This is a genomic window from Erythrobacter cryptus DSM 12079, from assembly GCF_000422985.1.
Taxonomy (GTDB): Bacteria; Pseudomonadota; Alphaproteobacteria; order Sphingomonadales; family Sphingomonadaceae; genus Erythrobacter; species Erythrobacter cryptus.
Window position 1 is genome coordinate 1 of sequence record NZ_AUHC01000016.1, and the last position, 25,187, is coordinate 25,187.

21 protein-coding genes and 1 riboswitch are annotated in these 25,187 nt (G+C 66.1%); of the genes, 1 reads left to right on the top strand and 20 read right to left on the bottom strand.

Features of this window, described 5'->3' with window-relative positions:
* The 14 genes from G524_RS15650 to G524_RS16355 all read right to left on the bottom strand — a co-directional run.
* Nucleotides 1–264: transposase (locus G524_RS15650; RefSeq protein WP_036857790.1), on the bottom strand; the 264-nt coding region annotated here is incomplete at its 3' end.
* The gene (locus G524_RS17350; RefSeq protein ID WP_342662455.1) at nt 230–916 is read right to left on the bottom strand and encodes a DUF1998 domain-containing protein; all 687 of its coding nucleotides are present in this window, start codon (nt 914–916) and stop codon (nt 230–232) included. The genes G524_RS15650 and G524_RS17350, both read right to left, overlap by 35 nt.
* Before the next feature lie 54 nt (nt 917–970).
* Nucleotides 971–4,264: a helicase-related protein gene (locus tag G524_RS15655; protein ID WP_342662456.1), complete on the bottom strand. Its 3,294-nt coding sequence runs from the start codon at nt 4,262–4,264 to the stop codon at nt 971–973.
* A gap of 6 nt (nt 4,265–4,270) precedes the next feature.
* Nucleotides 4,271–5,107, bottom strand: coding sequence for a DEAD/DEAH box helicase (locus G524_RS17355; RefSeq protein WP_342662457.1), 837 nt, complete (start codon nt 5,105–5,107; stop codon nt 4,271–4,273).
* 57 nt (nt 5,108–5,164) lie between these two features.
* Nucleotides 5,165–5,293, bottom strand: coding sequence for a hypothetical protein (locus G524_RS17360; RefSeq protein ID WP_342662458.1), 129 nt, complete (start codon nt 5,291–5,293; stop codon nt 5,165–5,167).
* A gap of 66 nt (nt 5,294–5,359) precedes the next feature.
* Nucleotides 5,360–6,340 (bottom strand): helix-turn-helix transcriptional regulator, encoded by a 981-nt coding sequence (locus G524_RS0110560; RefSeq protein WP_027443690.1) that lies wholly within the window; start codon nt 6,338–6,340, stop codon nt 5,360–5,362.
* 4 nt (nt 6,341–6,344) lie between these two features.
* Nucleotides 6,345–7,673, bottom strand: a complete 1,329-nt coding sequence (locus G524_RS0110565) for an McrC family protein (protein ID WP_027443691.1) — start codon at nt 7,671–7,673, stop codon at nt 6,345–6,347.
* The gene (locus G524_RS0110570) at nt 7,670–7,960 is read right to left on the bottom strand and encodes a hypothetical protein (protein WP_027443692.1); all 291 of its coding nucleotides are present in this window, start codon (nt 7,958–7,960) and stop codon (nt 7,670–7,672) included. The genes G524_RS0110565 and G524_RS0110570 overlap by 4 nt, the downstream gene beginning before the upstream one ends.
* Nucleotides 7,957–10,419: an AAA family ATPase gene (locus G524_RS17230; RefSeq protein ID WP_051221136.1), complete on the bottom strand. Its 2,463-nt coding sequence runs from the start codon at nt 10,417–10,419 to the stop codon at nt 7,957–7,959. The genes G524_RS0110570 and G524_RS17230 overlap by 4 nt, the downstream gene beginning before the upstream one ends.
* Complete coding sequence (locus tag G524_RS0110580) at nt 10,416–13,835, bottom strand: TM0106 family RecB-like putative nuclease (RefSeq protein ID WP_027443693.1); 3,420 nt, start codon at nt 13,833–13,835, stop codon at nt 10,416–10,418. Before G524_RS0110580 ends, G524_RS17230 begins: the two co-directional genes overlap by 4 nt.
* 117 nt (nt 13,836–13,952) lie before the next feature.
* Nucleotides 13,953–15,440: a DUF2779 domain-containing protein gene (locus tag G524_RS0110585; RefSeq protein WP_036857788.1), complete on the bottom strand. Its 1,488-nt coding sequence runs from the start codon at nt 15,438–15,440 to the stop codon at nt 13,953–13,955.
* Between the two features lie 40 nt (nt 15,441–15,480).
* Nucleotides 15,481–16,182, bottom strand: coding sequence for a HEPN domain-containing protein (locus G524_RS0110590; protein WP_027443695.1), 702 nt, complete (start codon nt 16,180–16,182; stop codon nt 15,481–15,483).
* Nucleotides 16,183–16,220: 38 nt separating this feature from the next.
* Nucleotides 16,221–17,543 (bottom strand): vWA domain-containing protein, encoded by a 1,323-nt coding sequence (locus G524_RS0110595; RefSeq protein WP_027443696.1) that lies wholly within the window; start codon nt 17,541–17,543, stop codon nt 16,221–16,223.
* A complete protein-coding gene (locus G524_RS16355) occupies nt 17,536–18,231 on the bottom strand; it encodes a helix-turn-helix domain-containing protein (RefSeq protein ID WP_051221138.1) in 696 nt (231 codons plus the stop codon). The genes G524_RS0110595 and G524_RS16355 overlap by 8 nt, the downstream gene beginning before the upstream one ends.
* A 94-nt stretch (nt 18,232–18,325) precedes the next feature.
* A riboswitch (SAM-I-IV-variant riboswitch) is annotated at nt 18,326–18,425 on the top strand.
* Here G524_RS16355 and G524_RS15670 point away from each other — a divergent pair.
* Nucleotides 18,396–19,025 (top strand): DUF429 domain-containing protein, encoded by a 630-nt coding sequence (locus tag G524_RS15670; RefSeq protein WP_051221140.1) that lies wholly within the window; start codon nt 18,396–18,398, stop codon nt 19,023–19,025. (Overlaps the previous riboswitch by 30 nt.)
* Before the next feature lie 125 nt (nt 19,026–19,150).
* Here the strand turns inward: G524_RS15670 and G524_RS0110610 are convergent, their stop codons facing one another.
* The 6 genes from G524_RS0110610 to G524_RS0110635 are packed head-to-tail and all read right to left on the bottom strand — an operon-like array spanning nt 19,151 to nt 25,091.
* Nucleotides 19,151–19,573 carry a Na+/H+ antiporter subunit G gene (locus G524_RS0110610; protein WP_027443697.1) on the bottom strand — a complete coding sequence of 141 codons (423 nt, stop codon included), beginning with the start codon at nt 19,571–19,573 and terminating at the stop codon, nt 19,151–19,153.
* Nucleotides 19,570–19,851, bottom strand: coding sequence for a K+/H+ antiporter subunit F (locus G524_RS0110615; protein ID WP_211219326.1), 282 nt, complete (start codon nt 19,849–19,851; stop codon nt 19,570–19,572). Before G524_RS0110615 ends, G524_RS0110610 begins: the two co-directional genes overlap by 4 nt.
* Nucleotides 19,848–20,333: a Na+/H+ antiporter subunit E gene (locus tag G524_RS0110620; protein ID WP_027443699.1), complete on the bottom strand. Its 486-nt coding sequence runs from the start codon at nt 20,331–20,333 to the stop codon at nt 19,848–19,850. Before G524_RS0110620 ends, G524_RS0110615 begins: the two co-directional genes overlap by 4 nt.
* A complete protein-coding gene (locus tag G524_RS0110625; RefSeq protein ID WP_027443700.1) occupies nt 20,330–21,850 on the bottom strand; it encodes a monovalent cation/H+ antiporter subunit D in 1,521 nt (506 codons plus the stop codon). Before G524_RS0110625 ends, G524_RS0110620 begins: the two co-directional genes overlap by 4 nt.
* The gene (locus G524_RS0110630) at nt 21,847–22,233 is read right to left on the bottom strand and encodes a Na+/H+ antiporter subunit C (RefSeq protein WP_027443701.1); all 387 of its coding nucleotides are present in this window, start codon (nt 22,231–22,233) and stop codon (nt 21,847–21,849) included. Before G524_RS0110630 ends, G524_RS0110625 begins: the two co-directional genes overlap by 4 nt.
* Entirely contained in the window at nt 22,230–25,091 is a 2,862-nt protein-coding gene (locus G524_RS0110635) for a monovalent cation/H+ antiporter subunit A (RefSeq protein WP_027443702.1), read from the bottom strand. The genes G524_RS0110630 and G524_RS0110635 overlap by 4 nt, the downstream gene beginning before the upstream one ends.
* Nucleotides 25,092–25,187 lie beyond the last annotated feature (96 nt).

Sequence of the window (25,187 nt, forward strand, 5' to 3'; positions counted from 1 at the left end):
GCCCTGCCGGTCGCGCGGGATCTCGATCTCGATCTTACCGGTGTCCGTGGCAACCGTCTTGCGGCCATAGCCATTGCGGCTGTTGCCAGCCTGCTCTTCGTGGCCGAGATGATGATCCATCTCGGCATTAAGCGCGCGTTCGGCCAAGGCCTTCTTCAGCGAATCCAGCAAGCCGCCTTGCTGCAAGGCCGCAGCAGCATCACCGCCAGCCAAAAGTTGATCCAGCAAATCAGACGGGATCACAGGTTCTTTGCGTCGAGACATAGTGGGACTCCTTCTTACCCATTATGCCCGCCCACACACGAAATTCCTGACAGTCCGTGACCATCAGACCGGGCCAAACCAACGGATATGCAATGCCGTCTATCGTCTCGGATACAGGCGCCGGCCAACCCCATCGCTCAAAGGCGGAAAGCCAGGCCGCCGCCTCGCCATTGCGATGTGCTTCAGCAGCAGGACGATCTTGCTCGCACCGGGCCATTTCCAAGAGCACGCTGATCACGCCATCATCGCGGCGGTCGATCAATTCGTGATCGGGCTGATTGAAGTAGGACAGAACACAGCGATAGCACCCGGCAACGCAGGCGTCGTCCTTCTGCTCGACCCCCTCTTCGCCGATACGATAGTGCATCAACTCGAGCGCAACCTCGGCAAGACGGCGCCATCGCTCCGGGCCTTCCATCAATCGCTTGAGGACACCCGCTCCGCCCTCGGAGGCCTCGTAGAAGAGGATCGCCTTGCGGTTGTTGCGCGTGGGCAAGGGCTCGCCGAGGAGCTCGCCGGCCTCGAGCACATGCTCGGTTTCGATCGCCCGCACGAGCGCGTGCTGGAGCGTCGACATCTGGCGCTGATCAAGCTCAATGAGCCGGTCAAATTTGAGGAGAAGCCCGTTCTTCGTATCCTCTACCACCGGCACGATCGACTGTCGGCGCGCGCCCTTTGGGTCGGCGCCTTCGTCCTCGCCCTGTGCCTAGTTCTTCAGCCAGCGACCCGAAATGGTATCGATGTCAAAGCCTGTGCCTTGTGGGTCCGCGCGCCGTCGCAGCCCAAGATTTGCCCGGGAGAGTTTCGTCTGCGGGCCATAGCGCAGCGCGGCAAGCGGACCATCAGCGCTCTTGAGAAGCAGATTTACCTGACGCGCCGGATCCCATTCGAAGATCGTCCGCAAGTCGAAGCCACGACGCTGTCGGTCCTCGTCATTGGCGGTGATCCTTGCGGCTGGTACGGCATCGACATTCTCGATGCGATAGAGCTTGGAGAGCCGCCCGTCTTCAGTGAGCGCCACATCGCAAACGACGCAGCGCTCAGCGGTTTCGCTGCTGTGGGCCGCGCCGCATTCGTGACAGCAGCGAACCGCCTTGGTGACGAGCAGATTGTCGCTGTCGCGCGTGCCGGCGGGCAGCTTGGCCCGATTGCAGCGATAGGCCTTGCCCTCGTGATAGACGAGACTGTTGGGGCCGAATTCGCCAATCGCAAGGAAGCGGGGACGTTGCAGCACGGCCGAGCCCCGCTCGCTGTCGATGAAGGCATAGAGCGGCAGGCGCGGAAAATTGTAGCCCGGCAGAAAACCTTCAGTCGCAAGATAGCGGTAGGTGTAGAAATCCGAGCTTGCTGACGAAACGCCCTTTTCAAGCAATTCCATTTGCTTGTCCGCGGCGACATAACGGGCACGAGCATCCTTACGCTCCTGCGAGGAGATGCCGGGACGGTCTGCAATCGCCGAAGCAATCTTGCGTTCCTCGTTGGCCGAGCGATAGAGGGTTCGCCAGCGGTCCAAGGCCCGTTCAAACGCAGGCAGGGCCCCTGCCCACCTCGATGCAACAAACGCGGCCGGCGAACCGATCGCTGGGTGGTCAGCTGGAACTGCCGATGCGACGATCCGTATGGCCCGCTCCATCGCCGCCTTGTCGGCACTCGCCTGCCGGAATGCCTCGTGAAGGCGGCTCGCCAGCGGAAGCGCCGGATCGTCCATATCGAGGTTTTCAGGGATCGATTTGCCCAGGCCCTCCTGTGCTGCTGCCAGCCATTCCGCATGAACGTGAGAAGCGAGCAGATCTTCGTTGACGAGATCGATCGCTGGAGGCTTGACAATGCCGGCCACCAGATCCCGGGTTCGCTCGAAATAATATTGGTCATGCGGGCTCTGCGCCGCACAGTAAGTCACGACCAGCGCCGCTTGCCCGCTGCGCCCGGCGCGGCCTGCCCTCTGGGCATAGTTCGCTGGGGTTGGCGGAGCGTTGCGCAGGTAGACCACGTTGAGCTGCGAGATATCGACGCCAAGCTCCATGGTCGGCGAACAATAAAGCAGCGGCAGGAAATCGCGCTTCTCGGGCGCGACCTTGACCTCAACGGCCATCTCGCTGATCCTCGCCTTGTCGCTGTCGCCAAAACGGAACCGACACTCACGCAGCTCCCGAACAAGCGGATCAACCTGCGCGGTGTGCTCGCGCGCCTCGAAGGCAAGCGGCATGTCGCCAGGCAAGGCGAGCCGCGCCGCGATATCGCAATAGAGCTCGGCAAAGAACCGATTATCCTGACGAGGCTTCGTATCACCGTCGCCCGCGACAAGACGCAAGGCGCCCGGTGCCAATTTCCATCCCAGCATTGGTCCTGCCGCAAACTCGCGCACCATCTGATGGCGCGCCGCCGCCAACAGCATCGCCTCGATCAGCGGTTCACGGTCGGCGAGCGGCAGCCCTCCGGCGATCGACGCGATCTGTCTTGCAAGCCCGCCACGGCCCGAGACACGGATGACGCGATCATACTTGCTTCCCTGTGTTCCCACCACCAGCGCGGTCTGGGAGTTGAGATCGTGACGCTCCTCCTCGAGCGAGATTGCCCAAGGATCCTTGAGAAACTGCCGCGATTTGGTTCCGATCTCCTCAAGCACGGTATGATCCAGAGCATCAGCCGCGATCGCGAGGCCTTGACGCATGTGGTCGAAAAGCAGGGCGAAGATCTTCCGTCGGGTTTCGGGAGTAAGTCCGGCGAGGATGGCAAACCCGGTTGCCTCGGTGTCGCTCTTGCGCTCGCGATGCTCGCCAGAGCAGGTCGCCTGATCGTCGGCGAGCATGGCGATTCCCGGATACTCGACCTTGATGAGGCCCAGTTGTTCGAGATTGGGGTTGGTATAGCGCCAGCCGCGCCGCAGGTCGTTCCACAGCCGGTGCGCCAGTACGCGGTTGAGCGCCTTCTTGGCTTCGTCCAGTGCAGAGAAACTCGCCGGATCCGGGTCGAGCATCCATTCCTTGCGGCGCTCACGAATCTCGGGATCGAACCCCAGCGCCTTGCGCAGGGCATTTCCGAACTCCTCGTGGGTAAGGCCCTCGTTTCCGGCAGATTGCACAGCGCGGAGCATCGCGCCGCGCAGCAGCGTGACAAAAATGAAGTCGTTGAAATGCGCGGATTGCAGCGCTGCATCCTGGCGATTGTCGGTAAAGCCGAGCAGCTTGCGCCGAAACTTGTTATCTGGTTCTCCCGATCGATCCATCCAGTCGAGCGCGGCCGAAGTGAGCAGCGTCGTTGCCGAACTTCGCCCTTCGCCCGAGAGGCCGGCCAACTTGTTGATATCGCGCGCTTGCGGGGCCGGCTCGTGCTTGCAGTTTGGGCAAAAGCGATAGGGCCCCGGAAAGAACCAGCACAACATGCCATCAGGGTCACTCTTGCCTTGCGGGTTGAGGTGCATCCTCCGACCTTCGTGCTTGCCACGATGGCTGCCCTTAAGGCGCGGCTGGCCGGTGGGGCCGGTCTCAATCCAGGAGTCGGGATAGTCCTCGATGGAACCCGCAAACGCGAGATCGCCTCGCGCGTCAGGCACCAGAAAGCCGTGTTCGATGTCGCTTCCTGATCCATCGGCACGCGGGTTGAGATCGATCGGGCGCGCGATCACCGTGCCGAAATCATCGATCGAAACGCTGTGGACCTCCTGCCCACATTCTCGGCAGAAAAACAACGGATAAAGCCGCGCTTTCTCCTCTTGTCGGTCATAGATCTCGCCGGCCAGCGATACGCGCCGGGCACCCGCAGGTGCCAAGGTCGCTTGGGCTGTGCCCGCGCCCGATATGAAGCGGTGCAATTTGAAAGCCATGAAGGCCTGGCCGCGGTCGTTGCGGCAGGCGCTCATCGCGACAAGCCGATCGGCCAGAGCGGACTTGCACTGCTCTCGTTCCAGCCCTGTCGCAAGAGCAAGGTCAGCCGACGCCTCCGACAAGGTTCGCGGCGTGCGGCGCTTCAGCACTTCACCACCTTCAAGCCCGATGTTCATCTCGATCTAGCAGGCAAGCGGATCGGCGGCGAAGCTGTCGAACCCTGGCGTCTCTGGCGGATGGAGCACGGCCGCACGAACGGCCGCGGCCGAAGGCATGCCTTCGGTCCGGCGCACAAGGCTCTCTGTAACGATATCCTCGTGGGCGACAGTGCTGCCGAACAGCAAGGTGCCGACCTCGGTAACAGCCTTGCGTCCGGCATCCTCCTCGCCCGAGGCCATGGTGGCCGAAGTGCCGATGCAAAGCATCTTGCTCGCACCCATTCGCTCGCGTACGCGGCGGACCAGCATCGCGACATCCGCACCCTGTCGCCCGCGATAGGTATGCAGCTCGTCGAGGACGAGGAATTCCAGACCCTCCATATTGGCGATCACCTGCCGGTCGACCTCATCCTGCCGGGTCATGAGCAGTTCAAGCATCATGAAATTGGTGAGGATGATATCCGGGGGGCTCGCTGCGACTGCCTCTCGCTCGCTGTCCTGCTCCTGCCCAGTGTAGCGCGCGAAGGTTGGCCTTAGCGATGGGTCAAGACCGCAGCCGTCAATGAATTTCTCGAGTTCCTCACGCTGGGAATTTGCCAGCGCATTCATCGGATAGATGACGATCGCCCGGGTGCGATGCGGCTCCCCAGCGCGGCGCGCAGCGAGAACGCGGTTGATGATCGGCACGAAAAAGCACAGAGACTTGCCGGAGCCGGTTCCGGTGGTGACGATGTAGTTTTTGCGCTGCAACGCCTTCATCAGGGCTTCGTCCTGATGACGATGAAGGTCGATCGGCTTTCGCGGTGAACCAAGGGCAAAGACGCAGGGCAAATCGGGATCGACCACCCCCTCGCTGGCCAAGGTCGCGATTGACCTTCCCTTTTTGAACTCTGGATTGAGCGCGATCAGCGGCTCGGGTCAGAATTTCCCGCTTTCGTAAATTGCATCGACCTGCTCGCGCAAGTCATTGGCCCGGATCGAGGTGAAGGAACGCGCGAACCTTTCGTATCGACCAATCAGATCGGCATCGAGCTCGAAAACGTTCATGACACCCCCTCAACCAATTGCTTCTGCATAGCCGAGCAAGAGCAAAAGCAGCTACTATTCTGATGCTTACTCTTCAACAGATCGGGTGACCAACGCCAGCCTCTCCCGCATCATGGCGCGCAATTCCTCAGGCCCCTCGATCCGCACGGTTCCGCCCCAGGTGAACAGGTGCTCGGCGATCTCGCGCAGGCCGCCGGAGAAGAACCGCACCACCAGTTCCTCGCCGTCCTCCTCGATCACCTGCTGAGGATGGAAGCGCCAGCGCCGGGCTCGCGCGGCGCCTTCGGCGCTGACACGCAGCACGATCTCGTGCCCCTCCTCGCGCCAGATGCCGAAGCTGGCGTGCATCCATGCGTCGAGATCCCAGTCCTCGGCCGGCGCGCCCGGGTGATTGCTGACCCGCACCGCGCTCATCCGGTCGAGGCGGTAGGGGACAGGTTCCAGATCGCGCCCCGGGATCTTGCCGATGAGATAGGTTGCCGGCCCGTGGATGAGGCCGAGCGGGATCACCCGGCGCCATCCGGGCGCGCGCGCGCCTTCGGCAAGATAATCGAACTCAAGGCACATCCCGGCCATCATCGCGCCCTGCACCTGGGCCACGGTTTCGGGCGCATGTTCGATCATCGGGCCGGCCGGAACATGGTGGCGCTGAAGCCGCACCAGCGGTTCAAGATCGGGGGCCATACGGCTCTTCACCTCGCGCCTCAGGCCCGCCTGCACCTTGGCCGCCAGGCTTTCGAGCAGCGGGGCCTGGGCCGAAGCTGACCGCCGCGCCGCCTCGGCGAGCGCTTGCAACGCGGCAATTTCGGCCGCGGTCGGCTGGATGAAGGCCGATGGCAGCGCATCGGGGATGCGGAAGCGCTTGTGCCGATCATCGATGGTCTCCTCGAGATCGAAATGTACGAGGATGAGATCGCGCAGGCGCTCGGCGGTGCGGCGGTTGGCGCCGATCACCGCGGCCATGTCATCGAGCGTCAGCCCCTCGGCGCTCTCGCTCAGCGCCTTCACCAGCGTCAGCAGCCGGTCGAGCTTGGCGTTGCGGGCCATGCGGCTAGGCCTCCAGTGGGGCGGGCTGCCGCTGCCCGGCGAGCATCGGGGCGGCAAGCTGCGCCAGCGCGGCCTGCAAGGCCGGCTCGGGGAGTGAGATGTCAACCGTGGCGATGCGCAGGCGCTCGCGCCCTCCGGCGATGCCGTATTGCGCGCGCTCGCCCGCAAGCTTGCCGGGCCGGCCGGGATAGAGCAGCATCAGCTCGGGCACCTGATAGAGCCGGGCATAGGCCATGAGCTGATAGACATCGGCCTGGCTCACCCCGTGCTTGCGGTCGAGCGGATCGTCGGAAAGGTGTTTCCACTTGGTGTCGATGATGGCGCGAGTCCAGCCATTCTGGCGCAGGATGAGATCGGGCTTGGTGCGAAACACATGGCCGCTTTTAAGGTGCTGGCCGGTGAAGGTCCCTAGACAGGCGCGGTGCCCGCCCTGGTCGATCACCTCGATCCCGTTGCCTGCCAGCGCCCGGCGCAACAAGGCCGCGACATATTTCTCGAACAGGTCGTTCATCGGGAACAGCAGGGTCAGGCCTTCGGGCTTGCGCGCATCGTGGTGGGTCGCCTGCCAGTCGCGCTGGAGCAGCAGCCGGGCGAGCCGGAACAGCGCGTCCCAGCGGCGGTTGGTGCGATCGATCCGCACCGCGCTCCACGGCAGGCGATTGACGGGCAGGAGCGGAATGTCGGCGAGCACGAAGCGCAGCTCGTCAAGCTTGCGGCGGGTTTCATGCGCGCGCACGTGGCGGGCGAGCAACACCACCGCCGCCGCCATGATTCGCATCAGGGGCGTATCGGCCTCGAGCTCGTCGAAGCGGCAGGCGAGCCGATCAGGCCGCACCGCATTGCGGGTGAACTGGCGGGTGATATCGAGCCGTCCGCGCAGCGCGCTCAGATCCTCCTCGCGCCTGCGATAGGCGCGCGGCAGCCCGCGCCGGATCTCTGCCAACAAGCGGGTGGCGAAGGCGTTGATGAGGATTTCGAGCAGGGTGTCGTGCTGCCGGGCAATCGCCGCTTCGGCGCCGAGATCAAGATCAAGCCCCAGCGCCACATCGAGCATCCGCACCAGGCGGGCGCGCACGGTATCGTCGCTTTCCTCGGCCCCGGCATCAGGATCGACCTTGGGCAGGATTTCGAGGCTGCATCCCCTGGCCGCGACCATCCCCACCATCTGCCGCGCCACCAGCCGATCGCGCCCGAGCACGAGGATATTGGTCGCATCCTCGCGTGCCAGCGGGTGCTGGCAGGCCTCGGCATGGAGCGCATGGGCCTGCGCGCGGGAAAGCCCGCGCTCGCCAAAGCGGGCATGGCCCCATTCGCGGATGGTGAGATGGGTCATGGGGCGAACATCCGGATGACTGCGCGGGCATGATCCGCCGCCGCGCCGGTGAAGGTGGCGAGCCAGCCGCGCCACGAACAGGCGGCAAAGCGCACCCTCCCACCTGCAACGACGGCGTGGAAATCCTCGATCTCGCGGCGATGGGTGAGAAAGGCGGCCAGCGCCGCGCTGCTCTGCGGGCTGGCGAACTTGCCACTGGCGATCTCGTTGCCCGCCGCCCGGCCATAGATCGCGCGCAGCCGCTCCTCGGGCACGCCGGGCAGGAAGATGGGCGCGGGCGCGCTCAAGCCTCGCCCTCCGCCTGGGCAGGTTGCGCCGCGGCGCCCGCGATCAGCCGTTCGTATGCCTCGGCATCGAACGCCTCGCGCACGCGCCAGCTGTTGATCGGATCGCGGCCCTCGCCGGTCGGATCGACAAGCGCCTCACATTCGAGGAAATTGCCGCCCTTGCCCTGCTTTTCGCCCAGCACCGCGGCGAGGCGGTTCCAGTCGTCGAAGAAATATTCCTGCAGCAGCGGGATGACCTTGTCGCGCATCACCGCATCGACCTCGGCCTTGGTCTTGCAGTCGATGAAGAAAGCATGGCCGATGCGGTGATCACGATCGACGAGATATTCGATCCGCTGGTTCATCGCTTTGAGCACTGCCGCAAGGTCGATGCCCTCCACCTTGCCGAGCAAATCGGGCCGCGGCGGCATTTCCTTGAAGGTGAAGCGGCGGCGCAGCGCGGTGTCGAGCAGCGCGATCGAGCGGTCAGCCGTGTTCATGGTGCCGACGATATGAAGGTTGGCCGGCACGCCGAATTCACGCTTGGAATAGGGCAGTCGCACCTTGAGCGCATTGGGCATCCCCAGCCGCTTGTCAGGCTCGATCAGGGTGATGAGCTCGCCGAACACCTTGGAGACGTTGGCCCGGTTGATCTCGTCGATGATCAGCACATACGGGCGGCGTGCGGCGGCAGCCTTGACGACCGCATCGTCACCGAAGACCAGCCGGTTCAACGCATCCCAATTGATGAGCTGCTTTTCGAGCGCATAGGCAGCGTGAAACGTCGTAAAGGAATTGGGATAAATTGTCTCGCGGGGCACCCCATCTGCGTCGTGCCAGAGCCATTCGACCCGGCGCCTGTGACGTGCCCAATCATCGGCCGCTTGCGGATGGTATTCATAATCGCCGGCAATTCGGCCGAGCGCATGCACCTTTCCCCAGCCGCTCGTAAGCATAACGTGGGTGCCGATCTCGCTTGAACGGAACAACCATGTCCCATGGATCTTGATGTTGTTGCCAAGCAGCTCGGGCTCGTCGTACTTGCGCCGTTCCTTGATCGCCGCCCAGTCTTCGAATTCGGGTGCCGACCAGTCATAATCGCCGCCGTGGGGCCAGCCGATGAAGCCTTCGCCGATGAAGCGCTCGAACGTCTCGTTGCGGTTTGCCTGCGGCAGACCAAGGCGGATCACCGGCTTGGCCTGATCCAGCAAATCAGACGCCTCCGTGCCCCCAGTATCGGCAGCGGCATCATTGGCGATGCGCTTGAAAATCCCGTCATGCACTTTCAGTTCGAAGCCGGATGCGGTGCCTTCGCCGCCAGACGCAACGTCATTCCCGCCGGTCGACGGGCGCAGCCCCTCGACGAACTCCTCGTAGGAAAAGCTCTGGTGGAAGGTGACGAAGCGGATGCGGCCTTCCTTGGAGAGTTCCTCATAGCGCTGCATCAGCGCACCGCGGTCCTTAGGCACCGCTTCGCCGCACAGGCGGACGGCCTCCCGCGCCGTGGCATAGGTCTTGCCCGTTCCGGGCGGGCCGTAGAGGATGAGGTTGGCTGGCTGCACAGTCACTTCCTTCTCCGAGAGGTCTTCGGAACCACCGAAGAGCCGATCACGCCAATAGGGGTGGCTCAAAAACCATTGATAATCCTGCGGTTCACCATGAAGGAGGAAGCGGCGCAGGCGGTCGGCAGCTTCGCTCTCGCCCGGATCGCGCAGCCTCCATACAGCGTGACTACCGGTATAGAGATACCACGTGCGCGGTTCGTCCCAGACGCGCCATTCGACCCCGACGCGCAGCCCATCCTCGCTTGCCTCGGTGATCGTGCCCTCCGCCCGGAAACGATTCGCAGTGACGATCGCGCCTTGGGCGTCAAACGGGAGATCGTGTGCCCTCGGAACGAAGTCCTTGAGGAAAATCCGATCGCCCACCTGCATTTCGCGCACGCGGCGGTTATTGGCGCTGTCGCTATCGTAAAGCAGGCTCCATTCGCCCCGTTCGACAAACCGCGGCAGCCCATCTTCCTGCCCCCAGAGCGAAGTGACCATCCAGACGGGCACAGGATCGAGATTGCTTTGCGCGGGAATGTTGATCGATTTGAGGCCCCCATACCAACTCAGGATTGCGGCAACGGCCTCTTCGCTGTGGAGCAGCAGCGACATTTGCCTGCCCGGCGCAAGCGGGGCGGCATCCGCCGTCCTGTAGGCCGAGCTGTTGAATTGCCGGTCGAGGATTTGGGCACCCGGGATGGCGGCAGCCTCATCCCATGCCAGCGAAGTTCCGGATGGCTGGGCTTCCAGCACCATCTTGCACTGCCTTATGTATTGTCCATCGGCATCCTTGTCGATTTCGACCGCGAACATCCGCCGATTGGGAAGCCGAAACAGGATGGCCTTGGTCTGGCGATCAGGGCTGCTGACCCTTTCGGCAAGGCCGTCCCGCACCAGTTGCTCAACAATTTCCAGCATCCGCTTGCTGTTCACCTGCTTCCCTCCTCGGCCACCCAGGCCAGCGTGTTGACAAGTCTCAGATGCTCAATGCTCTTTGCATCAAGCTCGAGCAATTTCGGATTGGCAAGCACCAGCGCCAGCGTGCGGGCGCGGCTGATGGCGACGTTGATGCGGTTCTTCGAGTAGAAGAACTCGACATGGCGCGGCAGGTCGTCCGGGCTCGAGGTCGTAAGCGAGACGATCACCACCTCGGCTTCTTGCCCCTGGAACTTGTCAACCGTGCCCACCCGGGCCTGCGGCGGCAGCGCCGCGCGCAGCGCGTTGACCTGCACGTTATAGGGCGCGACGATGAGGATATTGTCCCAGCCGATGATCTCTTGCGAACCATCGCGCGCGGTGAAGGGCGTACCGAGCAATTCCTCGGCAAGCTGCCTGACGCGCGCCACTTCGGCTTCGCTGCGCTGGCCGCAGCCGACATGGTCCATGGCCACGAAGCGCAGCCCGCTTGGCGCAAGGGCCGGATCGTGGGCAGGGGGCAGGTGCAGTCTCTGGCGTGCACAATCGGGGTGGGCCTTGAGCCGCCCGTCATAGACCGCCTCGGAGATAAAGCCGCAGATCGCAGGGTGCATCCGCCAGCTGGTGTCGAGCAGGATGCCGCGATCGGGCGCCACGGTCGCCTCGCCCTGCAAGAGGTAGTCGAGCGCCGAAAGCCCGCTCTCGCCCGGATGCGCGCCCTGGATCGGCTGGGCCAGCTGCATCTGATCGCCGATGAGCACGATATTGCGCGCCGCTGCCCCCATCGCCAGCAGATTGCCGAGCGAGACCTGCCCCGCCTCATCGATAAAGAGGTAATCGAAGTGCTGGTCAAAATCCCGGTCGGCAAACAGCCATGCCGTGGCGCCGACAAGGTCAGGCCCGTAAGCGTGGACATCCTCGACTGCCTCGACATCGGTGATGATGCGCCCGTTGAGCTTTTGCTCGTCCTTGCCGCGGGTCGATTTCTTCACGCCGGAGAAGCTGATCCCTTGTTGCTCCGCCACATCCTCGATTCTGGCGAGCAGGTTGTTGATCGCCTTGTGGCTGTTGCTCGACACCCCGATGCGCTTGCCCTCGGCGAGCAACGCACAGATGACGTGCGCCGAGGTATGGGTCTTGCCGGTGCCGGGCGGGCCCTGGATGAACAGCGCGGTCTCGTCCATCGCCAGGCAGCGACGGGTGGCCGCCTCGAGAAGGCTTTCGCCCGGGCGCACCAGCGCACCGCCTTCCCAGCCGGCAAGGCGCGGTGGATTGCGCTCGATGATATCGAGCAGGGCGCGGTAGGGCGGGCGCTCGGCGGATAAATCGGCTGACCCGGGATCGGCGCGTCCCTCCTCGGGGATCCCCGCCCATGCCTTGACCACCCGGCGGACCGCGGCCACCAGCACCGCGTTGGGCACGGTGGGTTGCGGGATCAGCGACCCGGATTCGGGCCAGATGCCCTTGGCGCCATTGCCGCGCTTGATCTCCACCGTTCCGGCCTGCCCATCGAGCGCGACGATGGTCCCCACGCGCGACAGCGTGGGCGCGTGCAGCACCGTATCGCCTTCGCGCAGCTTGGTTTCCTGGGGCGCAAAGCTATAGCTGGCGATGGTGCTGCGCTTTTCCGCGCGCAGCCACACGCCCTGCGCATCGGGCGCCGGGGTGATGGCGCCGATGCATTCGGCATCCTCCACCAGCTCCTCCGCCTCGCGCTCGCAGCGATCGAACATCGCCCACAGCGCAGGCTTGTCCGCCCGGCGATGAAAGGTGACGAGGTGCCCGACCAGCTCGCGCCCCGCGTCGGTTCCGGGCAGCGGCCCGGCCTCGATCGCGGCCAGCAGCCGCGCAACCTCGGCCTCCTCGGCGAGGCGTGCTTCGGACTTTTCCTCCGGCACCGCCGTTGTCGGCCCGATCTCCCGCCACGGCAGATCGTCCATGCGCAGCGACACCAGCCAGTCACGCAGGGCCTCGGTGTTCTCGCAGTCGGTCTTGTTGTAGGCGAGGATCTCATCAAGGATGCGCTGCTCGCCGGTCTGCTGCCAGCTCTTGTATTCCACCACCGACTGATCGGCCTTGGTGACGCCCCCCTCGCGCTTGTCGGCGAAGAACATCTCCATCGTCTTGAGCGAAAGGTCGGGTTCTGACGTCCGCAAGGCCTGCCGCAACACGGTGTAGAGATCGACGAAGCGCCGTTCGCGCAGCAGGCGATCGAGCATGTCCTCGCGGCTGGCGTGCAGCGTCGAGAGGCGCCGCAGGGCGGTGATCTCGTAGGGCGCGTAGTGATAGACATGCGCGCCGGGATGGCGGGCGAGGTGATCGGCCATCCAGTCGAGCGTGTCCTCGAAGGCGCGCCGCTCCTCGATCGCATCATGGCCCCAGCGGAAGCGGAATTCGCCCCGCCCGCCCTCGCGGTAATGCACGCCCCAGAGGTAATCGCGCCCGCCATCCTCGAGCGGATCGCCTTCAAGATCGAAGAACAGGTCGGCCGGATCGGGCGGGGGCAGCAGCGTGAACCCCCGCCCCGGCTCGAGCGGAAGCAGTTCCACCACCGGATCGCCGCCCGCGCGTCGGGCCACCTGCAAGCGGGCCTGCGCGCGCAGCCTGTCGAGCGTGGCCGGTGCCATGCGCGGCACCTTGAAGCCATCGGGCAAGGCGGCGAGCGCGGTGAGCGTTGCAACCCCGGCATCCCTGAGCCTGCTCGCCTGCGGCCGCCCCAATCCGGTGACGCGCGAGAGATGCTCCGCGGCCTCCCACAGCCCGCCGCAATGCTCGCGCCACGGGCACAGCCGGCAGGCGGCGCAAGGCTCGGGCGCGGTGCCCCCGGTATCGCTGGAAACGAACTGCATGAACCGCGCCATCGCCGCCGAGAGCACCTTGTCGAAGTCGGCGAGGCGGAAGGTCTCGCGCCGCCCATCGCGAAGCGCGACATGGACCCGGCGGGGCGCGCGCCCCTGGATGGCGGCGATCATCCGCGCGTAGAGACCGAGCTGGACGAGGTGCGAGGCCTTGGCCGAACGCGCAAGCTTGGTGTCGACCGGCTCGTAGGACCATTCGCCAAGCTGCGAAGGCTCCTCCACCCGCACCAGAAAATCGGCAAAGCCGCTCCACGGCGGTTGGAGGAAGGCGGCCTGAAAGATCGCCGCTGGCCCTTGCCGCATCGCTTCGGCGGTCACACGGGCGCGCTCGGCGAGCGGCGCATCGACAGGGATCTCGACCAGCCCGCCCTCATCCGCAAGCCGCGCCCGGAAGCGCTCCTCATGTTCGAGCCCGGCCTGCTGCACCAGCTCCGCCATGGCATCATCCTCCGCTGGGACGGGCGCATTGGCAGGGTCGCGCAGGCGCAGCAGATCGAGCGCGGTCGCGTGGTTGCAGCCGAGAAACCGCACGAGATCGGTCGGCGCACAGAGTATCTGTCCGTGATGCAGCTGCATGCATCATCCTTTCACGCGCCGACATAGGATGGCGATACGACAGAATTGGTCGTTGAGTGGTGAAATCCAGGGAATTTATTGGGTTGCGATCCTGCGAAACGCGTCGCCGCCTGAGGGTCAGGATCCCATCGCCTCACCCGCCAGGGCCCGCGCTACCACGACCATCGCCCAGGTGTCGCGCGCGCAATAGGCCTTGAGCGCCTCTTCCAGCGCGGCGCGGCGGGCGGGCGGGCAGGCGGGATCGGCGGCTTCGAACCAGGCGGCCTGCGCATCGCCGCCATCCTTCACTTCGAGCGCGCCGTAGTCGAGCCCGGCGGCGATGGTCGGCAGCACGGCCTTGATCGACCAGCTGCCGCGCTGGTCGCGGTGATACCAGTGGTTGCGCGCGACGGGCAGGAGATCGACCGTCGCCGCGGCCATGGCTTCAAGGCGCGGGGCAAGATCGGGAAAGGCCCCCGCCAGATCGCGCAGCACGCTGCGCTCGAAGGCGGCATTGTAGGCGATGATGGTCGCGCCTTCGGGGATGTGCGCCACCAGCGCCTCGGCGCAGGCACGGCGCGGGTCGCTACCGTCGCAGCTCAAGAACGCGTGGTGGGTCATGCGCCCGCCGCGCCGCTCGAGATGGAGCGAGAACTGGAACGGGATCTGCTGATAGGGCCGCGTGCCGATCCAGCGCGGGATTGCGGGGGCAACGGTCTCGAAGTCGAGCCAGGCCCGCGGCCAGCCCCAGTCCGCCATCGCCCGGCGCGCACCCTCGGCGTCGTGGAAGGGGGCGCCGTCGCGGGTGGCGGCAAGGATGCGCGCGTGCCTGTCACCCAGATCCTCCTCGGTCAGATCGAGCAGGTCCTCCACCCCGCGCGCCAGCCAGCGCTTGCCGCCGCCATTGGGCAGGATGGTCACCGGCCATTGCGGCCCCTGCGGCAGATTGCGGCTGCAATAGGCGGCAAATTCGCAAGGAAATGGCGTGGTGCAATGATCGCCCATCGCGCGCTCGGGTTCATCGCCCGACAGCACGGCCCGGGCTTCGGCCACCAGCGCCGGGCGCGCGGCGATGATGCCTTCAAGCTCGCCGATGAGGTCGGCATCGGTAAAGAGACCGCGATAATCACCTTCGCGCGCCAGCACGAAATCCTTGTTGATATGGCGGATGCTGGCGCGCCTGAGCGCAACCCCCGCCGCGCGCATCACCCATACCTGCGTTGCAAGGTCGCCGCGGTGATAATCCTTGACCGAAGTCGAACTCTTGACCTCGGCCGCCGCCCAGCCGCCCTCGGGCAGCCGTTCGAGCACGTCGACCCTGACCAGCACGCCGTCATGCTCGAAGGTCGCCTCGAAGATCGGCCCGGGATGCCCGCCGGCGATGAGCGATGCGGTGATGGCGAGCGCCGCCGAGAGCGTCGGGGTATCGACCATGAATCCGCCGGGATGGAGCGCGCAGGCGATCTCCCCCACGGCATTGCCCGTGGCAAAGCGCGCCTCGGCGCCGGCATCCGGCTCGGCAAGCTCGGGGCGGTGCGTTGCCAGCCACAGGCGCTTGGGACATTGCTCGAAGGCGGCGATCTTCGATTTGGAAAGGCCGAAACGGCGGATGGGGGCTTGCGTCATGCCGCGATTCCTACAGGGGCGCCGCGACAGAAATGGTCGCTCAATCCTCGATCACCGGATAAAGCGGCATGGCCCAGTCTTCGCCCGGATTGTCCATCATCAGATCGATGAACAGCGGCAGCAGGTGGCCGAGGATCGCCGCGCCATCGCGCACCTGGGCGCGGTTGGCCTTGCTGTTCCAGGTCGCCCCGCCGTGAAGCAGCTGGTTGCGCAAAACGTAGAGCCGGTCGAACAGGATCGAGAGCACCACCGGCGTATCGCCGCGGGCAAGAGCGGCATGGGCCGCGCGTTTGGCCGCCTCGAAACTGATCTCCCACCCGGCGCCGCCCGGCAGGCCCGCATGGTGCTTCCAGAACGGGGCAAAGACATAGCGGTTGTCGAGCAGGATGCGGATTTCCTGCGGGAAGCGCGTCCACAAGGCGTTGTAGATGCGCCCCTCGCCATCGAGCCGCACGAGGGTGCGGAAATATTCCTCGAAACGCGCGCGCTCGTTGCCATTGCGGGGGCGAGCCGCGGTCTCCTCATCCACTTCCAGCGCCAGCTGCAGATCGCCCGCGTAAGCCGCGTTGAACCCGATCCACAGGTGGATGAAGCGGGTGTCGAGATCGTCCTGATCGCGGTGGGCCCGAAGCAGCCAGCTCAGGGCCCGGTGGACCCGCAAGGTGAGCGGCAGGGCAAAGCCACCCCGCAGCGCGCGCTGCTTTTCTTTCAGCCGATCGGGGTGGAGCAGGTCGGCAGCCATCGTCCCATCACCCTTTTATCACCCCTGACAGCGCGGCTTCAGTCGCCGCGCCGCAGTCGCTCAGCCCAGGTGTCTTTTGCGGTGCCCCTGCGATCGACACGCGCGGCAATCTCGAGCGAGGTTCTTAGCACCATTTCCTTGTGCATGCGCGAGGACAATTCCCGCCCGACGCGCCGCGCCAGCAGTTCGATCTCGCCGATCATCGCATGGCCGCACGCAAGCCCTTCGACATAACGGCGAAAGTGCCGAAGTTGCCCTTCGATCCAGGCCTCGGCCTCGTCAAAGGCGCGGTCGCGATTGAGGCGGGCCGCGGTGGCGACGATGCTCGCGCTCCACTGGCGCGCCACCACCTCGGCCAGCGCGAGATCGCGCGGCTGCCGGCTGTTGGCAGAGCCTTCTGCCGCCGTCAGCCGCGCAACGACAGGAGCGGTTTCAAGGGAGATTCCGTTGTCGATCAGGCGCCCGCTGGCCTGCAGCGTGAAGTCGATCATGCTGCCCGCCCGGAGCGGCGGACACACAAGCTTGAGGACGAGCGCGCGCGGGACGCCATGCTGGACGGGACCGAGGTTCACGACCAGACGATCACCTTTCCGCCGCACCGAGCCGATGCCGAGCGCTTCGACATCGAAGCCTGGCGGGATGGTGAGCGCGATGCTTGCGTCTTCCACCACGGTGCCGAAGATATCGTCGAGCTCGCCGAGCAGCACGGCGGAGATCTCGCTGGTCAGCTCGGCATCATGCAAGCGCCCGCCACCGTTCTCGGCAATGCTCCGCAGCAGCTGCTCATCATAGCCATCGCCAATCCCGAGGCACGAGGTGAGCACGCCGCGCAGCCGCAACTCGCCGGCATGCTCGCACAGTTCGGCCGGATCGGTAATGCCTTCATTGGCGTGACCATCGCTCAAGATGATCACCCGCGGCGTCAGCGCCGGTTCAGCCTCGGCCATGCTGGCAGCGCATTCGACGCCGGCAAACCAGCCGCCCGAAAGATCGGTCATGCCGCGGGTACCGAGCAATCCGATCTCGCGGCGGATAACGGCGAGATTGGCCGCGGTCACCTCCACGGCATCGAGATGCACCCGCACATCCGAGGCGAAGGACACCACCGTCAGGCGATCGCGCTCGGTCAGGCGTTCGGCAAGGCCGATCGCGGCTGCCTTGGCGGCCTCGAGCTTGCCCCCGCTCATCGATCCGCTGGCATCGATCACGAGGGCAATGTTGAGCGGCGCCCGCTCTCGCGCGCGATCGGCCTCGGCACGCCGGGCCGAAAGGCGGGCAACCAGATAGCGAACCGATCCGCCCTGCTCCCAGAACAGCGGACGATCGAAGGCGGCATCGAGGGCAAAGGTCACGTCAGTCATGCTTCGATCTCCCGATCAGAATGGCGCGCAGCTGGTCTGCAAGTTGCTCGAACAGCACCCGCTCATGGCGATCGAGTTCGCCGCGAACGGATAGCTCGAGGTCGGGCGTGATCGCGATGCGCGTCCAGATCGTCCCGCGCGACCGCCGCGGCGCCGGCCCATCGAGCACGCGCTCAAGCTGCAAGATCAGCTTCTCGATGCTGGCAAGGTCGGTCGCGGAAATGCCGGAATGGCGCAGCTTGTCGCCCCATCGGGTTTGCGCATAGGCCGCGCCAGGAGGCTCCATGCGCTCCACCAATGCCTGCAGGGAATGTGCGCTCAGCAGATCGTCCGGCGCGGAGCGCGGTGGCGTGCCCGGCTTTGCGCGGCGCTGTCTGATCGCACGCAGGTATTCGCGCGCCGAGCCCTTGCCGGCGGTGATCGGGCCGGCCTCGAGCGCCCATTCGCGGATCTGTTCCTCGCTCGCCATCATGAAGCGGCGGCCGATTTCGGGGAAGGACAGGCCGTGCACTTCCTTGAGCGCGCGCACCGCCAAGGCCCGGTCGGCATTGCTGGCGGGATAACGCGCCCCGCGCCCCGGCTTGAACGGCGGGGCCAACAGCCCCTCGCTCACCCACGAGCGCAAGGTGCGCGCCTCGACACCGGTGCGCGCGCTGAGTTCTTCGAGCGTGAGTCCCTCATCATCCATGCCCGGAAAATTATGCCCTTAAATGCGACATGTCAATATGTCCTATTTATACTCCGGGAGGGCTTGCGCCAGCGGGCCGCGACACCTGGTCTGCGGCAAGCATCACGAGCAGGATTTCACCCGCGCCAACCTGCCGATCCAGGCAAGGTGGCTCGCGCAAGGGCATGTGGCCGAAGGCAACCAAGCGGGCCTATGGCGCGAAGTGGTGCGCGGCCCACAGCCCAAGTGCCATGCGGCCAGGTCCGATCAGCGACCGTCTGCGGCAGGGTTTTGCGGAGGCAGGATATGGCCTGTGCATCAACGAGATCACGACGCCCGGCCTGATAGAAGTCTATCCGCACCCGGCACTGGTGGAACTGTGCGACGAACCCAAGCGCCTCCCCTACAAGGTCGGCAAGATCCGTTCCTACTGGCCCAACCTGAAGCCCGAGCATCGTCGCACTCTTCTCGCCGGCGAATGGGGCGCAATCGGAACGGTGCTGGAGCCATATCTGCACGGCGCCGAGGCCTACTGCAATGCCTCCGACCTCAGCCCGATCCAACTCAAGGCGCAGGAAGACATGATCGACGCCATCATCTGCTGCGTGTGCGCGATCCGCGCGCTTGAGGGAGCCGCGACGCCTTATTCAGGTGACGACAAGTCGGCGATCTGGGTGCCCAAGGCAGACCCCGAAATTCAATCGCGCACCTTGCTGCCCAAAAGCCCATACTCGGCCCGCGCTGAAATGCGTCTGGAGGTGTTTGCTGATCGACTTATGGCAGGCGAGGACGAGGAATTGGCCGACATCGTTTAAAGCTCATAAGATTGCGCAGACACCGCTCGTGGATGATGTCAGGGCTGCTTGCCCTGCCCCACTTTGGGCGCGAGGGCTTTCGGGTGACGATCCGGGTGACCGGCGAGGCCGCTAGCCCCAGTCGCTCAATCGCCCTCGAAATCCCCGGCCGTGCCCAGATGCGGGGCCTCGTGCGTCGCCCAGTCGGCAGCCTCGCTCGGCGCGGCGGGGGTGCCGGCCGGGCCGGGCTCGGCCGCGCCGGGCGCGTGCCGCAGCCGGTGGAGGTGCACCTTGGCGATCATGTTGGCGCTGATCGGGGCAGTGACGAACAGGAACAGCGAGACCAGCAATTCGTGGGTCGTCCACATACCCTTGCCCAGCTGGAACCAGGCGATCGAGGCAATCAGCAGCGCCCCGAGGCCCAGCGTGGTCGCCTTGGTCGGGCCGTGGAGGCGCTCCATCAGCGAGGGCAGGCGCACCAGCCCCCAACTGCCGATCAGCGCAAAGGCGGCGCCCAGCACGATCAGCGCGCTCACCAGCCATTCGGCCCAAGGTGCCGCCCCGCTCATTCGATGATATCTCCGCGCAGCAGGAACTTGGCATAGGCCACGGTGCCGACAAAGCCGACCATGGCGAGCAGCAGCGCGGCCTCGAAGGCGGTGCCGCTGCCATGGGCGATCCCGGCAAGCACGATAAGGCCGATGACGTTGATCACCATGGTATCAAGCGCCAGAATCCGGTCAGCAAGCCCGGGCCCGCGAAAGAGCCGCCACAGGTTCATTACCAGCGCAAGGCCAAGCGCGGCAAAGCCGAAGGCCAGCGCCGCCGTGATCACGGCGCCGCTCATGCGAAGATCCTCTTGAGCCGGGCCTCGTAGCGCGCCTTGACCTTGGCCACCGCCGCGGACGGATCGGGCGCATGGAGCGCGTGGACGAGGAGATAACGCCCGCAGGCGGAAATGTCGCAGGAGACCGTCCCCGGCGTCAGGCTGATGGTGCCGGCAAACACGGTGATCGCTTCGGGGCTGGTTAGCTCGAGCGGCACGGTGAGCCAGGCCGGGCGCAGCGCGTGGTTGGGCTTGAACAGGATGATCGCCGCGACCTCGAAATTGGCGACCACGATATCGCGCAGGACGAGGGCGAGATAGGCAAGGGCGGGAAGGAAGCGCACCCGCGGGCGCCCCGGCCACCAGGGCGCGGAGAACAGCGGCACCGCCACCGCGATCACAAGGCCAAGAAAGATCGTGCCGAAGGTGAGGTCGTTGACCATCACCACCCACATCACCGCCAGCAAGGCGGAAAGGCCGGGATGCGGGAGCACGCGGCTCATGGCGCGCCCCTCCCGAGCACGGCCCGCGCACTTGCCGCGGGATCGAGCACCTGGCGCGCGGCATCCTCGGCCAGCGCGCTTGCCCAGCCCGCCCCGGCGGCAAGCGCGCCGAGCAGCGCCAGCGCCAGCGCCGGGGTGATGAGATCGGCGCGGCTGGCCGGTGCGGGCGGGCCTTCCGCCTCGGGCGCAGTCTTCCAGAACACCGCGCTTCCCACCCGGGCAAAGCCGATCACGGCAATGAGGGTGGTGCCAAGGATCACCCCCCAGGCCCAGCCCCATTGCGGCTGGGCGGCCGCGGCCTTGAGGATCATGAGCTTGCCCAAAAAGCCCGAAAGCGGCGGCAGGCCGGCCACCCCGATCCCGGCGAGCAGAAAGGCAAGGCCCACCCCGGCGCGATCGGCAAAGGCGGGGCCGGGGGCGGCGCTGTCGGCAAATGCGCCGCGCCGCCGCGCAGCAACATCGGCCACCAGGAACAGCGCGGCTGCCGCCAGGGTCGAATGGACGAGGTAGAACAGCCCCGCGCCAAGGCTGGCCACCTGCCAGCCCGAGACCGCGATCAGCAGCGTCCCGGTCGATCCGATCACGGCAAAGGCGGCCTGTTCGGCAAGGGCGCGGGCGACGAACACCCCGGCAAAGCCGATCACGGCGCTCACCAGAGCGGCGGGCCACAGCCACGGCGCGGGCACGAAGGCGGCTGCCCCCGCGCTCTCGCCAAAGACCTGCGGCACCACCCGGATGAGCGCATAGACGCCCACCTTGGTCATGATCGCAAACAGCGCCGCCACCGCCGGGGTGGCGACAGCATAGGTGCGCACCAGCCACAGGTGGAGCGGCGCCAGCGCCGCCTTGAGGGCAAAGACGCTCACCAGCAGCAGCGCCGCGATGCGCAGCAGGCCCTGGTCGGCCGGGGCGATGGCCGCCACCCGCGCTCCCATGTCGGCCATGTTGAGAGTGCCGGTGAGCGCATAGAGCAGGCCGAGCGCGATCAGGAACAGCGCCGAACCGACGAGGTTGGCCACCACATATTGCACCCCGGCCTTGAGCCGCGCCGGCCCCTGCCCGTGCAGCATCAAGCCGTAGGAGGCGATCAGCAGCACCTCGAAAAAGACGAAAAGGTTGAACAGGTCGCCGGTGAGAAAGGCGCCGTTGAGACCCATCAGCTGGAACTGGAACAGGGCATGGAAATGCCAGCCCTTGCGATCGGCCCGGGTGATGATCGCGTGGGCAAGCGCGATGAGGCCGAGCGTGGCGGTGAGCACCAGCATGATCGCCGCGAGCCGATCAGCCACCAGCACGATGCCGAAGGGCGCAGGCCAATCGCCCAGCGCATAGGCGGTGATGGTGCCATCCATGGCCCGGGCGAGCAGCGCCAGCGCTGCGGCCAGCATCAAGAGGCACGAAAGCGCCGAGATGGCCATGCCAAGCCGCCGCCGGCGGCGCATCACCAGCACGCACGCCGGCGCGGCAAGCGCGGGGATGGCAATGGGCAGGATCGTCAGGTGATCGGCCAGCGTCACGGGGCCTCGCCCTCCCCGGCGCTCTCGGCCATGCCATCCTGCCCATCGCAGGGCACGATCGCGCCATCGACATGATCGCTGCCGGTTTCAAGGAAGCTGCGCAGCGCCAGGATCACCACCAGCGCGGTCATGCCGAAGGTGATGACGATCGCGGTCAGCACCAGGGCCTGGGGCAGCGGATCGGTGTAGTGGTTCACGCCCTTGGCGAGGATCGGCGGGCGGGCCAGCACCAGCCGCCCGCTCGCAAACAGGAACAGGTTGACCGCGTGGGAGATGAGCGTGAGGCCCAGCACCACCTGGAAGGTGCGCGCGCGCAGGGCAAGGTAGATGCCGCCGGCCACCAGCACGCCGATGGCGCTGGCCACGAGGAATTCGTAGGTCATGGCGCGCTCTCCCCGGCACCGGCGCCTTCGGCCTCGATCCGCGCGGCATGGGCACGCGCGGCGCGCCGGGCGATGTGGCTGAGCTGGGCCAGCGCCAGCATCACCGCGCCAAAGACGGTGAGGAACACCCCGGCATCGAAGGCCATCGCGCTTGCCAGCTCGAATGTGCCGATCAGCGGCAGGGAGAAGTAATCATAGGCAGAGGTGAGGAAGGGCGCGCCCAGCACCATGGCGGCAAGCCCGGTACCCATCGCCACCAGCACGCCCCAGCCGATCATCTGGTGTTCGCCAAAGCGCTTGCGCGCGTCCGACCAGTCGAACCCGGCAGCAAGATACTGAACGAGAAAGGCGATCGCCACCACCAGCGCGGCGATGAAGCCCCCGCCCGGCTGGTTGTGGCCGCGCAGGAACAGGTAGATGCCCACGGTCAGCGTGAGCGGCAGGATGATGCGGCTGGCGGCGAGCAGCATCATCGGGTGGCGCTCAGGCGAATGGGGCATGTCCTCACGCCAGGTGCCAAGCCGCGCGCCCGCAGCCCCACGCGCGGTGGTGTCGAGCAGGGCATAGATCGTCAGCCCCGCAATCCCCAGCACGATGATCTCGCCCAGCGTGTCGAAGGCACGGAAATCGACGAGGATGACGTTGACGACATTGGTCCCGCCCCCGCCCGGCTTGGCATTGGCGAGGTGCCAGGCGGAGATGCTCTCGCCCGGGGCGCGGGTGAGCATGGCATAGGCAAGCCCGCCAAACAGCGTGCCGCCCAGCACCGCCAGCACCCCATCGCGCCAGCGCCGCGGCGCGCCCGAGAGGCTTGGCGGGGATTTGGGCAGGAGATTGAGCGCGAGCAGCAGCAGCAGCACCGTCACCACCTCGACCGAGATCTGCGTGAGCGCGAGATCGGGGGCGGAGAGTTCGACAAAGGCAAGGCTGATGATAAGACCAATGACGCTGACATAGATGAGCACGGCAAAGCGCTGGCGCGCCTCGTTCACCACCGCGGCGCAGGCCGTGAGCAGCAAGGCCCAGGCGATCACCGCCGGGAGCGGCGCGGCAAGCCCGGGCCGGCCACCGGGAAGCGCGCCGCCGCCGGTGAGCGCGCCCTCGATCACCAGCAACACTGTCACCGCAAAGACCGCGAGCAGCATCCGCTGGAGCGAGGGGGTGTGGAGCGCCACGATCCCCTTGCGCACCCAGCGATCGGCAAAGGCGAGGGCAGTCTCGAACAGGCGCTTGGCATCGGGCAAGGTCGCGCGCTCCCACAGTGCCATGAGCGCGCCATGGCGCCAGAACAGCAGGGCGCCGCCCCCGAGCGCGGCAAGGCTGAGCACCAGCGCGAGGTTGACCCCGTGCCACAGCGCAAGATCGAGGTGAGGGGGCGCCCCGCCCGTCACCACCCCTGTCACCGCGGCGACCAGCGGGGCGGCCAGCGCCATCGGGATGAGGCCGAGCAGCACCGCCAGCGTGGTGAGCAGCGCCGGGGCGGCGATGAGGCCGATGCCCGGATCGTGGGCGCGGGCGTGGGCTTCCGCCTCGCGCGGGGCGCCGAAGAACTGGTGGGCAACGAGCCGCAGCGAATAGGCGACGGAAAAGCCCGCCCCCAGCGTCGCCAGCAGCGGCAACAGCCAGGGCTGGCCGAAAAGGGCAAGCTTGTCGGTCTGGTAGAGCATCAGCTCCTTGGAGATGAACCCGCCCATTGGCGGCACCCCGGCCATCGAGGCGGCGGCCAGCGTGGCAATGAGCGCGGTGATCGGCATGGCCTTGGCGAGCCCACCCAAACGGCGGATGTCGCGTGTGCCGGTTTCGTGCTCGACAATTCCGGCGCCCATGAACAGCGCCGCCTTGAAGGCGGCATGGTTGAGAATGTGGAGCACCGCCGCCAGCGCCGCAGCCTTGAGGCTCATCCCCAGCAGCATCACCAGCATGCCGAGCTGCGAGATCGTTGAATATGCGAGGATGCTTTTAAGATCGTGGCGGAAAAGCGCCACCACGGCGCCGAGGATCATCGTGACAAGGCCGACGCTGGTGACCGTCACCGTGTAAAGCTCGGTCCCGGCGAGCACCGGCCACAGCCGCGCCAGCAGGAACACCCCCGCCTTCACCATCGTGGCCGAATGCAGATAGGCGCTCACCGGCGTGGGCGCGGCCATGGCGTGGGGCAGCCAGAAGTGGAAGGGGAACTGCGCTGACTTGGTGAAGCAGCCAACGAGGATAAGGCCAAGCGCGAGCGGATAGAGCGGCGCCGCGCGCACCGCTGCGCCGCGCGCAAGGATCGTGGCAAGGTCGAAGGACCCGGCAAGAAGGCCGAGCAGCACCAGCCCGCCGATCAGCGCCAGCCCGCCACCGCCGGTGATCGCCAGGGCCAGCCGCGCACCCTGCCGGGCTTCGGGCTTGTGCTGCCAGAAGCCGATGAGGAGGAAGGAGGCAAGGCTGGTCAGCTCCCAGAACACCAGCAGCAGCAGCACATTGCCGGCGATCACGATCCCCAGCATCGCCCCCTGGAACAGCATCAGGCTGGCAAAGAAGCGCCCGGTCGCCTCGCCCGGATAGAGGTAGAAATGAGCATAGAGCGCAACGAGCAGGCCAATGCCGAGGATGAGGGCGGCAAACATCAGCCCGAGGGGATCGACCATCAGGGCAAGATCAAGCCCGAGGCTCGGCACCCAGTCCCAGCGCGCCTGCATCACCGCGCCGGAAAGCACCTCAGGGGCAAGACTGCCAAGCAGCGCGAGGCCGAGCGCGCTTGCTGCAGCGGCAAGGCCCGAATGCACCGCGCGCGTGGCCCCGCCGACCAGCGCGATGGCAAGCGCCGCGGCAAAGGGCAGCACCAGCAGCGTTGCAAGCGTTGCGGCGATTGCCATGGACGGCCCGGGTGCTCCCTAGAGGGGTGGAACTCTGCTGCGAAAAAGGGCGCATCCCCGCGCCCCCAAGCGGCATAGACGCGCGGGCGCCACCTT